This window comes from Bradyrhizobium sp. 482_C4_N1_8 (assembly GCF_052075965.1).
Classification (GTDB): domain Bacteria; phylum Pseudomonadota; class Alphaproteobacteria; order Rhizobiales; family Xanthobacteraceae; genus Bradyrhizobium; species Bradyrhizobium barranii.
This window is the reverse complement of the sequence record NZ_CP197231.1, coordinates 6,489,619-6,501,629: the sequence shown is the minus strand read 5'-3', so window position 1 is coordinate 6,501,629 and position 12,011 is coordinate 6,489,619. Positions and strand designations below refer to the sequence as shown.

11 protein-coding genes are annotated in these 12,011 nt (G+C 63.4%); 7 read left to right on the top strand and 4 right to left on the bottom strand.

The features are described 5' to 3' along the window. The 7 genes from AB7Z56_RS31060 to AB7Z56_RS31030 all read left to right on the top strand — a co-directional run bounded on the left by AB7Z56_RS31060 (position 1) and on the right by AB7Z56_RS31030 (position 6,922). Positions 1 to 405 (top strand): ExbD/TolR family protein, encoded by a 405-nt coding sequence (locus AB7Z56_RS31060; protein ID WP_283018560.1) that lies wholly within the window; start codon positions 1 to 3, stop codon positions 403 to 405. 9 nt (positions 406 to 414) lie between these two features. Next, on the top strand, positions 415 to 1,134 hold the full coding sequence (locus tag AB7Z56_RS31055; RefSeq protein ID WP_231144468.1) for an energy transducer TonB: 720 nt from the start codon (positions 415 to 417) through the stop codon (positions 1,132 to 1,134). 52 nt (positions 1,135 to 1,186) lie between these two features. Next, on the top strand, positions 1,187 to 3,001 hold the full coding sequence (locus tag AB7Z56_RS31050) for a putative porin (protein WP_231144469.1): 1,815 nt from the start codon (positions 1,187 to 1,189) through the stop codon (positions 2,999 to 3,001). 2 nt (positions 3,002 to 3,003) lie between these two features. Continuing rightward, a complete protein-coding gene (locus AB7Z56_RS31045; RefSeq protein ID WP_208072374.1) occupies positions 3,004 to 3,597 on the top strand; it encodes a hypothetical protein in 594 nt (197 codons plus the stop codon). After that, positions 3,594 to 4,634, top strand: coding sequence for a peptidylprolyl isomerase (locus AB7Z56_RS31040; protein WP_283018561.1), 1,041 nt, complete (start codon positions 3,594 to 3,596; stop codon positions 4,632 to 4,634). Before AB7Z56_RS31045 ends, AB7Z56_RS31040 begins: the two co-directional genes overlap by 4 nt. 208 nt (positions 4,635 to 4,842) lie before the next feature. Then, on the top strand, positions 4,843 to 6,294 hold the full coding sequence (locus AB7Z56_RS31035) for an undecaprenyl-phosphate glucose phosphotransferase (protein WP_231144471.1): 1,452 nt from the start codon (positions 4,843 to 4,845) through the stop codon (positions 6,292 to 6,294). A 265-nt stretch (positions 6,295 to 6,559) separates the two neighbouring features. Continuing rightward, positions 6,560 to 6,922 (top strand): helix-turn-helix domain-containing protein, encoded by a 363-nt coding sequence (locus AB7Z56_RS31030; protein WP_071915570.1) that lies wholly within the window; start codon positions 6,560 to 6,562, stop codon positions 6,920 to 6,922. A 44-nt stretch (positions 6,923 to 6,966) separates the two neighbouring features. Here the strand turns inward: AB7Z56_RS31030 and fcl are convergent, their stop codons facing one another. From fcl to AB7Z56_RS31010, 4 genes are all read right to left on the bottom strand, one after another. Continuing rightward, on the bottom strand, positions 6,967 to 7,953 hold the full coding sequence (fcl, locus tag AB7Z56_RS31025; protein WP_283018562.1) for a GDP-L-fucose synthase: 987 nt from the start codon (positions 7,951 to 7,953) through the stop codon (positions 6,967 to 6,969). Next, entirely contained in the window at positions 7,925 to 8,995 is a 1,071-nt protein-coding gene (gene gmd, locus AB7Z56_RS31020; RefSeq protein WP_231144472.1) for a GDP-mannose 4,6-dehydratase, read from the bottom strand. The genes fcl and gmd overlap by 29 nt, the downstream gene beginning before the upstream one ends. Before the next feature lie 69 nt (positions 8,996 to 9,064). Beyond that, the gene (locus AB7Z56_RS31015) at positions 9,065 to 11,374 is read right to left on the bottom strand and encodes a polysaccharide biosynthesis tyrosine autokinase (RefSeq protein ID WP_225048739.1); all 2,310 of its coding nucleotides are present in this window, start codon (positions 11,372 to 11,374) and stop codon (positions 9,065 to 9,067) included. Between the two features lie 447 nt (positions 11,375 to 11,821). Then, complete coding sequence (locus tag AB7Z56_RS31010) at positions 11,822 to 11,986, bottom strand: hypothetical protein (protein WP_231144474.1); 165 nt, start codon at positions 11,984 to 11,986, stop codon at positions 11,822 to 11,824. Between the last annotated feature and the right edge of the window lie 25 nt (positions 11,987 to 12,011).

Below are 12,011 nucleotides of genomic sequence, written 5' to 3'. Positions count from 1 at the left end.
ATGCAAGTCCAGTCCGAAAGCAAGCCGTACGACGACATCAACATCACGCCGATGCTCGATCTCGCCTACGTGCTTCTGGTGATCTTCATCATCATGACCACGGCGACCGTGCAGGGCATGAAGGTGAACCTGCCGAAGGCGAGCGCGGTGCCGAGCCTCGCACAGCAGACCACCAAGGCGATCACGGTCGCCAACGACGGCAAGCTGTTCCTCGACACCATTCCCGTGACGCTGCCCGAGCTCGAGCAGCGACTGGTGCAGCAGCGTGCGCTGACGCCCGAATTCCCGATCGTCGTGCGCGGCGACAGCCAGACCCAGTACCAGAACGTCGTCGACGTGCTCGATCTGCTCGGCCGCCTCAACTTCACCCAGGTCGGCATGGCGACCAAGCCGTCGGCGCGATGAGACTGGACGATGGCGTGGGACGACGACAGCAACGACGACGACGGCCCGCCGGCATGGCGGCGCTATCTGCTGCTCGGCGGCTCGGCGCTGGTCGTGATCACGTTGGTGGTCGGCGTCGTCATCATGGTGATGAGTGGCGACAAGGATCCGCCGCGCAAGGTGAACGAGCTTCAGGTGACGATGGTGCTTCCACCGCCGCCGCCTCCGCCACCACCGCCGCCCCCGCCCGAGCAGCAGCCGGAACAGCAGCCCGAGCAAAAGGTGATGGAGCAGACGCCGGTCAAGGATGTCGTCGAGGAGAAGCCGGTCGACATTCCAAAGGACGCGCCGCCCGATGCCGGACCGGATCCGACGCCGGGGCCGCCGGATCTCGGTCTCGGCACCGGGCCGGGCAGCGGCGGCTTTGCACAGGGCAAGGGACGCGGGGGCGGCGGAGGCGGCGGCAACAGCCGCTTCGGCTGGTACGCGAGCATGCTGCAATCGCAGATCGACGCGGGACTGCAGGCGAATGAAAAATCTCGCGACGCCGCGTTCCGCACCGTCGCCAGGGTGTGGCTCGACAGTTCGGGCCGGGTCAGTCGCGTGCAGTTGTCGCCATCGACGGGCGACGGTGCGCTCGACGTGGCCATCCGCGACCAGGTGGTGGGCGGCCTGCGCGCACGCGAGCCGCCGCCAAAGGACATGCCGATGCCGATGATCATCCGCCTCACGGGCCAGAACCGGGGGTGAGTGCGGTGAGACGAGTGACTGTGAGTGAGTTGAGAGCAGAAGAGGTGATGTCATGTGGCGTGAAATGAAGACGCGAGAACTGGCAGCGACGGCAGCGGTGCTGCTTGCGCTCGCAGTCCCCGCCGCGGCGCAGGACGACGGGATGCCGCAGGGCAAGCGTCCGACCGTCTCGCGCGACGCGCCGCCTTCATCGAACGCGACGGTCAATCTGATCAATCTGCTCGTGAAGCAGGGAACGTTGAGCGAGGAACAGGCCGCGGTCCTGGTCAAGCAGGCCGACGACGAAGCCTATGTCGCCCGCCAGGCGACGCGCGACGCCGCGGCCAAAGCGGAAGGCGCGGAGAAGAAGGCGACGAGCGCTGCCGACGCAACGTCGCCGCCCGGCACCAAGCGCGTCACTTACGTGCCCGAGATCGTCAAGAAGCAGTTGCGCGAGGAGATCAGGGCCGAGGTGATGGACCGCGCCCACAAGGAGAATTGGGCTTCGCCCGGCAAATATCCGGAATGGGCGCAGCGGATCCGATTCTACGGCGACATCCGCGCGCGGTATGAGGGAGATTATTTCCCGGCCGGAAATGCGCCGCTCACCAATTTTAGCGCCATCAACACAGGGTCGCCATTCCAAGAGGAGAGCAACGCCCCGCCCAACCCCTATTTCCCGCCGTCATACAATGTCTCGCAGGATCGCAATCGTTTCCGTTTCCGGGCCAGGCTTGGTGCCGACATCGATCTGTTCGATGGCTTTACCGCGGGTCTGAGGATCGCGACGGGTGAGAATAGCTCTCCGGTCTCGACCAATCAGACGTTCGGTGGCAATGGCGGAAATTTCTCCAAATATGCGCTGTGGCTCGATCGTGCGTTCGTCAAGTATCAACCCGTGCAGGATGTCGTGGCCTCGGTCGGCCGGTTCGATAATCCGTTCTGGTCGCCTACCGATCTGGTTTGGTACAAAGACCTCGGCTTCGACGGCTTTGCCGTGCAAGCCAAACATGAGATCGACGAGGGCTTCACACCGTTCTTTGTTGGCGGTGCCTTTCCGGTGTTCAACACCGATCTGAACGCCGGCCTGAACATCGCGGATCTGCAGCGCAACAATGTCGTACCGGTCAAGCTACCGAGCCGCGACAAGTGGCTGTTCGGCGCGCAGACGGGGTTCGCCGCAAGGTTCGATGCCGAAACCAATCTGACAATGGCGGTCGCCTACTACGACTTCACGAACGTGAGAGGGCGGCTGTCGAGTTCGTGTCTTGTGTATCTGGCGAGCGACACATGCGATACCGACCTCCTTCGCCCGAGCTTTGCCCAGAAGGGCAACACCTATATGAGATTACGCAATATTCCAGACGTGCCGATCCCGGTGCAGACCTTTGATTACCAGTACTATGGTCTTGCCAGCGATTTCCGGCCCGTTGTCGCGAGTGCTCAGCTTGACTTGACCCAGTTCAATCCGATCCACGTCATCCTCGACGCAGAATATATCTGGAACACCGCCTTCGATCGCGCAGCAGTCGCTTCCGTCGCCGTGAACAATCTCGGCTCAACGACAGACGGCAGCGCGAGCGTGTACAACGGCGGCAATCAGGGTTGGCTCGCGCGCATGGCCGTCGGCAACAAGGAGATCAAGCATCTCTGGGACTGGAACGCGCATGTCGGCTACAAGTACCTCGAGTCCGACGCGATGGTTGACGCGTTCGTCGATTCCGACTTCGGCCTCGGTGGCACCAATCTCAAGGGCTATTTCATCGGCGGTAATGTCGGCCTCGGCGAGAACATCTGGGGCTCGGTGCGCTGGATGAGCGCGAACAACATCGCCGGCCTGCCGTACAAAGTCGACATCGTCCAGCTCGATCTCAACGCGAGGTTCTGATCATGCGGCTGTTGCGTCTGTCGTCAATTGCTGCACTGGCGCTCGTCGTCGCCTCGGCCGCCCATGCCGACCAGGAAAGCGATCGCTTGCGCGAGGCGCTGCGCAGCGCCACCGCGCAGGCGCGTGCCGCCGAGGATCAACGGGCCGCGGTCCAGGCCAAGCTGACCGCGGCCGAGCAGGAGCGCGACCGTCTGCGTAAGCAGATCGAGGGCTATCGCGCCCAGGTCAAGGAGGCCGAGCAGGCCTATCGCCAGGCGGTGAAGGACTTCAACGAGCGGATCGCCGAGCGCGACGATTCCCTGGAGAAGTGGAAGGCCGCCTATGGTGAGGCGGCGAGCGTTGCGCGGACCAAGGACGCGGAGCGCTCCAAGTTCGAGGGCGAGGCGACGACGTGGAAGGCGAGCGCCAAGGCCTGCGAGGCCAAGAATGTCCGTCTCGTCAGGATCGCCGACGATACCGTCAAGCAATATGAAAAGATGGATCCGCTGGAGAAGGTGATCCACCACGATCCCGTGATCGGGTTCAAGCGGGTCGAGCATCAGAACGCCGCCCAGGATCTTCGCGACCAGATCATCGAACAGAAGGCCAAGCCATGACCCGGAACGTTTTCAAGCTCGTGCTGCTCGCCGGTGCGCTCCACGCCGCGGCGTCATCGCCGGCACTCGCGCAGACGCGCAATCCACCCCAGCCCGCAGCCCCGCGCGCAACGCCTGCGCCGGCTACTCCGGCGGCGGTCCAGCCAGCTCCTGCGGCACAGGACAATGCGGCCGTGAAGGGCAGCGAGATCATCGCCCGCGTCGGCGACAGCGACGTCACCGCGGAAGAGGTGCGCGCCACCATCCAGCTTCTCGATGCGCGCCAACAGGCCGCGATGGCGCGTGATCCGGCGCTGCTGAGCCAGACCGTGCGCGCGATCCTCGCCAACCGCCTGGTGCTCAAGGAGGCCGCGGCCAAGAAGTGGGACCAGCAGCCGGCCGTCGTGACGCAGCTTGCGCGCGCACGCGATACCTTGATCGTCGAGAGCTACCTGCAATCAGTCACGGCGCTCGGCGACAGCTATCCGAGCGAGGCCGACATCAAGAGCGTCTACGAGGCGAATGCCAGCGCGTTCCTCGTTCCCCGCCGCTTCCGTCTCGCCCAGATCGTGGTCAACCTCGCCAAGGACGCCGACAAGGCGGCTGAGGACACCGCGCGCAAGAAGCTCGATGACGTCGTGCGGAAGATCAAGCAGCCGGGCGCGGAGTTCGGTCCGATCGCGAAGGCATCGTCCGACGATGCGGCAACTGCGGGGCGGGAAGGGGAGATCGGCTGGGTCGCCGAGCCCGATATGCGCACCGAGATCCGTGGCCAGGTCACCGGCCTGCCGAAGTCAGGCATTGCCGATCCGATCCGGCTCGAGGACGGCTGGCACGTCCTGAAGCTGCTCGACACCGAGGCGTCGCATACGCGGCCGCTGGCGGACGTGCGGGAGGCCCTCGTGCAGCGGATGCGGGCCGAGCGCATCGAGGCCAACCGCCGCGCCTATGTGGCGGAGCTCTTGAAGCAGACCCCGCCCGTGGTCAACGAGATCGCGCTGTCCAGGCTGATCGAGCCCAAACCCGACGCCAAGCCGGACGCTGCGCCGTTGCGCTAGACGAACAAATAGCCTGAAGCGCGATGGCAATTCAGCCTGATCTCATCGCGCTTGAGCACGCGGCGGATTGCAGATTCATGTCAATCGGATGACGAGGCGAAGGCGTCGTCATCCACGGATGATGCATTGGTTAATCGACAGTAAAAGTATCATAATTATGGTACAATGCCCGTGATATCCGGATCGCGAACCGACCCGGGGGCGAATTGTGACCGATCTGACCAATGCGGGTGAGCCGATATCGGCGTTCGAAGGCCGATCGAGGGTCCGTCTGGCGATCCCGTTCAGCTTCATCGAACCCTTGTTCGCGGCCGTCGACTGCTTGATCATCGTCGCAGCGGGCGCCATCGGCGGCATCGCCTATCAGCGCGCGCTTGGTGGCACCGCCGACGGCTCCTTCTATGCCGGGCTCGGTTTGGTGGCGAGTTTCGCCTATGTCCTGGTCGCACATTTCCTCGGTCTCTACCGGTTGAACCAGCTGCTGGACGACGAGCTCGACGGCGGGCGGGTCCTGGCCGGCTGGTGTCTCGCTGCTCTCGTCCTCGCGGTCGTGCTGTTTCTGTTCAAATCCGGCGGCGACGCTTCGCGTGGCTCGGTCGTCTGCCTCTTCGCGATCGGCGGCGCCGGCCTTCTCGTCGCGCGCTGGCTGGGGAAACGACGCCTTCGTTCGGCGCTTGTCGCCGGCACGATCCGCGGCCGGCGTGTGGTGGTGTTCGGAACGCAAGGCGAGCTGGCCCAGTTCGGAAGGAGCGACCTGCTCGCCAGATTTGGCCTCCACGAGGTCGAGCGCATCATTTTGCCGAGAAACGAAGCGCCAAAACTCTCTGCTCCGGGGAGGCACGAAGACGAATTGATGAAGCGCATACGGGAGGCCGCTGCCGAGGAGATCGTGCTCGCGCTGTCCTGGTCCGGTCCCCGCGACATCGAGGCCTTGCTCGACCGGTTGCGCATCATTCCGCTTCCGGTGCGCCTGTTGCCCGATCGCGCGGTGTCGACCGTGCTGCGCCACCAGACCTCGATGCCTCAACGGCTCTACATGGTGGAGGTGCAGCCGGCGCCGCTGTCGGTTCTCGATCGCCTGACCAAGCGGCTGCTCGACATCATCGTGGCGGCGACGTCGCTGGTCGTACTGTCCCCCGCACTGATCCTCGTCGCAGTCGCGATCAAGCTGGAGTCGAAGGGGCCGGTGATCTTCCGGCAGCGCCGCCATGGCTTCAACGGCAAGCCGTTCGTGATCTACAAGCTGCGCAGCATGAGGGTCCAGGAGGACGGCGGCACGGTCGTGCAGGCCACGAAGCAGGATCCGCGCGTGACCCGGGTCGGACGCCTGATCCGCCAGACCAGCATCGACGAGCTGCCGCAGCTGCTCAACGTGATCCAGGGCCATATGTCGATCGTCGGGCCGCGGCCGCACGCGCTGGTGCACGACTACGAGTACGGCAGCATGATCGCGAACTACGCGTTCCGCCATCACGTCAAGCCGGGTATTACCGGCTGGGCGCAGGTTCAAGGCTATCGCGGGGGCACGCCGCGGCTCGAGCTCATGGAACGGAGAGTTGCACTCGATTTATGGTATATTGATAATTGGAGCCTGATATTGGATATTCATATCATGCTGAAGACGGCGTTCGAATTGGTCCGGCCGCGCAACGCATATTGACCAGAGCTTTTCGGCCGCAACCGGCCTCGAAGCGGTGTCGTCGCAAGAGTTAACATTGGTACATTTGGGAATGATCTGTTCGGCGGCGCGACCGGTTGGAGCACGGGACCGCACTTTATGATGTCCTCTCGCATCGGCGGACGCATGCGCTGACGGGTCTGCCGGCCGATAGCCGGTCCAGGATTTCTCGCTGGCCTATTGAAAACGTTCACGATTCGCGCTTACTAAGTCCGGACTGGCAAGATTCTGGCCGGAGAGGACCACGATGGTTGGCAAGAGGCATGCCTCGGAGGAGATTTCGGCCAAGCTGGCGCAAGCCAACGAACTTGCGGCCAAGGGGAAGACCCAGCGGGAAATATCGAAGGCGCTTGGCGTCAGCATCATGACCTACCACCGCTGGAAGAAGATGCCCGACTCGTCCGAGCCGGTTGGTGGCCGGCGCAGCGAAGCCGATGGCCGGCCGCTCGGTTCGGCCGACGCCAGCAGTGTAGACACAATCAAGCGGTTAGAGCTCGAGAACGCGCAATTGCGACGTCTTGTGACCGACATGCTGCTGGAAAAGCTGAAATACGAAGAGGAACTTCGGGCGCGCCAGGGAACGCGCTTGCGGCGCCCCGACAGCGGCTAGCGCCAGAACCGGCCTTTCGGGCCGTCCGTATGATCCCTACTCGTCTAGCGCAAGACCTCAGACAGCTGGCGTACCGCGGCTGGATGGCTCGATAGGAACGCCTCGTATGCGCGCCTCACGCCGTCCTCGAGCGAGGTCGTCGCGCGCCAGCCGAGCTTAGCGAGACGGCTGACGTCCAGCAATTTGCGCGGCGTGCCGTCGGGGCGCGAGGTGTCGAAACTGATCTCGCCGCCGTAGCCGACGATGGCGGCCACGACGCGCGCGAACTCGGCGATGGTGATATCCTCGCCGGTGCCGATGTTGACCAGCTCCGCGCTCGAATAGGTCTTCATCAGGTGCACGCAGGCATCCGCCATGTCGTCGACATAGAGGAACTCGCGCCGCGGCGTGCCGGTGCCCCACACGATGACGCTCTTTGCTCCCGATACCTTCGCCTCGTGGAAGCGGCGGATCAGGGCGGCGACGACGTGGCTCAATTCAGGGTGATAATTGTCGCCGGGCCCGTACAGATTGGTCGGCATCACGCTGATGAAGTCGCTGCCATACTGGCTGCGATAGGCCTCCGCCATCTTGATGCCGGCGATCTTGGCAATCGCGTAGGGCTCATTGGTCGGCTCCAGCGGGCCTGATAGCACCGAGTCCTCGCGCAGCGGCTGCGGCGCCAGCTTCGGATAGATGCAGGACGAGCCCAGAAACATCAGCTTCTCGGCGCCGTTGAGATGCGCGGCCTGGATCACGTTCGCGGCAATCGCGATGTTGTCGTAGATGAACTCGGCGCGCAGCGTGTTGTTGGCGACGATGCCGCCGACCTTGGCCGCGGCGAGGAAGATCACTTGCGGCCGCGTCCTGGCGAACCAGTCGAACACGGCGGCCTGGTTGCAGAGATCGACCTCGCGCCGGTCGACCGTGATGAGCCGCACGTCCTCCCGCGCCAGCCGGCGCACCAGCGCGGCTCCGGCCATGCCGCGATGGCCGGCGATATAGACGCTTTTGCCCCTCAGCTCAAACGGTGCGTTTGCCACTGGCCGCATCCCGTTTTGCCTCCGCCAGGTCGCTCGTCATCATCTCCTCGACGAGCTGGGCGAAGCTGCGCTTCGGCGTCCAGCCGAGCACCTCGCGCGCCTTGCTGGCGTCGCCGACGAGGAGATCGACCTCGGTCGGACGGAAATAGGTCGGATCGATCTTCACCACCGTCTTGCCGCTCGTCTCGTCGACTCCGGTCTCCTCGACGCCCTTGCCGCGCCATGCGATGCGGCGGCCGACATGCGCAAAGGACAGCTCGACCATCTCGCGCACCGAGCGCATCTCGCCGGTGGCGAGCACGAAGTCGTCGGGCTTGTCGGCCTGCAGGATCCTGTGCATGCCCTCGACATAGTCCCTGGCATGGCCCCAGTCGCGCTTGGCTTCGAGATTGCCGAGATAGAGCGTCTGTTCCAGCCCGACCTCGATACGGGCGACGCCGCGGGTGATCTTGCGGGTCACGAAGGTCTCGCCGCGGATCGGGCTCTCATGGTTGAACAGGATGCCGTTCGACGCGAACATGCCGTAGGCTTCGCGGTAGTTCACCGTGATCCAGTAGCCGTAGAGTTTTGCAACGCCGTAGGGCGAGCGCGGATAGAACGGCGTGGTCTCCTTCTGCGGTATCTCCTGCACCAGGCCGTAGAGCTCGGAGGTCGAGGCCTGGTAGAACCGCGTCTCCTTCTCCATGCCGAGGATGCGGATCGCTTCCAACAGGCGCAGCACGCCGATGGCGTCGGCGTTGGCGGTGTATTCCGGGCTCTCGAAGCTGACGGCGACATGGCTCTGGGCGGCGAGATTGTAGATCTCGGTCGGCCGGATCTGCTGCACCAGGCGGATCAAATTGGTCGAATCCGTCATGTCGCCGTAATGCATCAGGAACGGCACGTTGCCGACGTGCGGGTCCTGGTAGAGGTGATCGACGCGCGCGGTGTTGAACGAGGACGAGCGCCGCTTGATGCCGTGCACGACATAGCCGAGCGACAGCAAATATTCGGCGAGATAGGCGCCGTCCTGACCGGTCACGCCGGTGATGAGAGCGATCCGCTTGCTCATCCGAGCGCTCGCTCCCGCCGAAGCGGGGATCCGGCGTGGCGCCCTCCAAGCATCGATTCAACGGCACCTCTAGCTGCCACTTCTGTAGTATCCATTCTGATAAACACCCGGCTGCTCAAATTTTTCGAGAACCCTCAGATCGGCCTTGTTCAGCACCACGCCAAGCAGGCGATCGTGAAGGTCCGGCTCGGCTAGCAGATGGCGCCGCACCGCCTTGATCCTGGTGCTTCCCCATTCTACCACGAACACGAAGGAGTCGATCACCGGGACGATCGCACGCACGTCGACGACAGGTGCGATCGGCGGAAGGTCGACGATAACATAATCATAGCTTTCGCGCAGTCGATCAAGCAGGGTTCGAAATCCCTGCGATGCCAGCACCTCGTCGGAATGGACCGGAGCTTCGGTCAGCAGCAGAGGCAGCAGTGCCAGTCCCGTGGCGGCGTCTCGACCCGTGGCCTGTGCGAGATCGATCTTCCCGCTCAGCACCTCCAGCCATCCGGCTGACGGCCGTGGCGTGAGCGAGCGGGCAAGCGTAGGATTGCGAAGGTCCGCGTCGATCAGGATCACGCGTCGACCGGCATCGGCCAACAGCGACGCAAGGTTCGCGGCAACGGTGGATTTGCCTTCGCCCGCGACGGTCGAGGTGATGCCGATCAGCCTGTTCTCGCGGATGGTGGATTCCAGCCACGCTCTCATCTTGATTGCGCGAAACGCTTCGGTGAAGACCGAGATCGGATCGTCGACTGCGCGTCGCTTCAACGGATCGATGAATGCGTAATGGGGTGTATCCGCCGCCACGTTCTCCACGGTTTGCGGCGGCGGACCCAGTCGACCGGCCTCTGCATCGAATCCGGTCGCGATCGATCGCGGAGGTGATGGTGCACGAGGTGCCTGTCCAGCCGCGAGCGGAATCACCGACAGACAACGGACGCCCAATTCCTGTTCGGCCTGCGATCCCGTGCGGAAGACGCCGTCGACTGCCTCGCGCCAGGCTGCAATTCCAAAGCTCGCCATCAGGCCCATCGTGAGCGCGATGGCAAGGACGAATGACGCCACCGGCTTGCTCTTCTTCTTCGGCGCGACGGCTGGACTGATCACGCGTGCATCGGTGATCGGAAACGACTGCTGCTGTATCGCCTCCATATAACGCTGCAGGAAAGTGTCGTAGAGCGTGTGATATACCTTGGCCGAGCTTTCGAGCTCGGCCAATCCAAGCCGATCGCGGTTGGTGAGCTGGCCCTCGGATACCAGGCTGGCCAGCGACCGCTCCAAACTTTCTTCGCGCGTCTTGGCGATCTCGTAATCGCTCTTGTAGCTGCCAGCGATCCGTCCGAGCTCCCCGCGGATGTTTCGGCGCGTTTCCTCCATCTGGTCGCGCAGGTTGATCGCGGCCGTATGGTCCGCACCATATCTCGTCGAGATGTTGGCCTCGCGCGCAGACAGGTCGACATACTGATTGCGGAGCCGCGTAATGACCTCGTTTTTCAGGATATCTGCGACGGCGCCCTCGCTGACGTCCATTTTCCGGACTTGCTCGATCCGGTCGAGCCGGGCCTTGGCCTCGCTGGTGGCGCCGCGGGCGGCGGCGAGCTGGCTGTTCAGTTCGAACAGCTGTTGTTCGCCGATGAGCCGGCTCGCGCTGCCGGCCGATACGTTCGGTCCGCCGAGGTCGACAATGTTGTTCTTTTCCTTGAACTCCAGGACGGCGCGATCGGCTGTCGCCGCCTTCGACTTCAGCTCGTTGATCCGGTCCTGCAGCCAGGCGCCTGCGCGGGTGACTGTCTGGTATTTTGCGCCGAGCTGGTCGTCGATATAGGCCTCCGCGATCGCGTTGGTGACCTTGGCCGCGGTCTCGGGGCTACGCGACGTGTATGAGATGTTCAGCGCATAAGTCTTGTCGCCGCGCGTGATAGAGCGGTGGGCCAGAAACTCATCGAGCGCCCTCTGCTCGCGTTCTTCCACCGTGTTTGAGGTGACGTCCGGACGCGAGAACAGGCTCCAGCCACCGGCGAATTCCGGATCGTCGGCGAGCTTGAGGCTTCTTACAACGTCGAGTCCCAGCTTGCGCGAGGCGAGAATTTCGACCTGGGAGCCCACCTGAAGCGTGTCGAGCGGAATATCCCCCTGCGGCTGCAACTGGTTCTGCAGGACCCGCAGCGTGCTGCTGTCGATCAAAAGCGTAGCGGTCGCGGTGTATTGCGAGGGAGTGACCAGCAGATAGAGCAGGCCGATGGCTATGGCCACGGCAGGCACGATGAGAATGACCCGATACTGTCGCCGGGCCAGTCCGGACAGTTGGTCGATCAAGGCCGACATCGAGGACGAAGCTTCTTCCCGCCCACCGCTATAGTTGACGCGGGTTCTGTGCAACGGCATGTCCATCGTCGATCACATCCTCGGCGGGCGGGCGGTTGCTCGGAGCAAAAAGGCGCTGCCACGACCGCAGCGAAATTCCACCTGACCGGGGCATCTCACCCTGTCTGGTCCCAAGGGCAGCGGGAGAGGCATTGATCGTCGCATAACTCTACCAGCTAGGAGTATCTCGACTCATGGTCTTGCCATGACCGAGCCCGGCCCGCCGAGTTGTGACGCCAGCCCCCGTAACGTTGATGGCTTTCTCTAGCGAACAAATAATACACATTTGCAACAGTTTGATATGAACTGATGTAGGTGCGTCGTTCGATATGTTATGTGTTATCGCGGCGGACGACGCCGGATGTCACGCGCCGTCCTTTCGCGTCGGCGTGTCGAGGAAATGGCGCATCGGCCGGGGCGGGTGCCATTCCGTGATCTCGCAAAGTTCAGTGGCTTGCGGTCCAAGCCTCACGTCTTGCCGGGACGCTTCTCGACGCGCGGATCGACGCCATCGCGTTTCAAGATGACCTTGTATTCGCGGGCATGGTTGGGCGCGCCGCTCAACGTCAGTACGTCGCGGCGAACACCATTTGCGCGCCGTTTACCGTCAAGGTCAGTGAAGCGGAAGGCCACACCCGATCGCCGCTCCCGCCCATGA

Coding starts and splice junctions, on each gene's coding strand:
- AB7Z56_RS31060 (WP_283018560.1), top strand. CDS start 1: ATGCAAGTCCAGTCCGAAAGCAAGCCGTACGACGACATCAACATCACG.
- AB7Z56_RS31055 (WP_231144468.1), top strand. CDS start 415: ATGGCGTGGGACGACGACAGCAACGACGACGACGGCCCGCCGGCATGG.
- AB7Z56_RS31050 (WP_231144469.1), top strand. CDS start 1,187: ATGTGGCGTGAAATGAAGACGCGAGAACTGGCAGCGACGGCAGCGGTG.
- AB7Z56_RS31045 (WP_208072374.1), top strand. CDS start 3,004: ATGCGGCTGTTGCGTCTGTCGTCAATTGCTGCACTGGCGCTCGTCGTC.
- AB7Z56_RS31040 (WP_283018561.1), top strand. CDS start 3,594: ATGACCCGGAACGTTTTCAAGCTCGTGCTGCTCGCCGGTGCGCTCCAC.
- AB7Z56_RS31030 (WP_071915570.1), top strand. CDS start 6,560: ATGGTTGGCAAGAGGCATGCCTCGGAGGAGATTTCGGCCAAGCTGGCG.
- fcl (WP_283018562.1), bottom strand. CDS start 7,953: ATGCGGCCAGTGGCAAACGCACCGTTTGAGCTGAGGGGCAAAAGCGTC.
- gmd (WP_231144472.1), bottom strand. CDS start 8,995: ATGAGCAAGCGGATCGCTCTCATCACCGGCGTGACCGGTCAGGACGGC.
- AB7Z56_RS31015 (WP_225048739.1), bottom strand. CDS start 11,374: ATGCCGTTGCACAGAACCCGCGTCAACTATAGCGGTGGGCGGGAAGAA.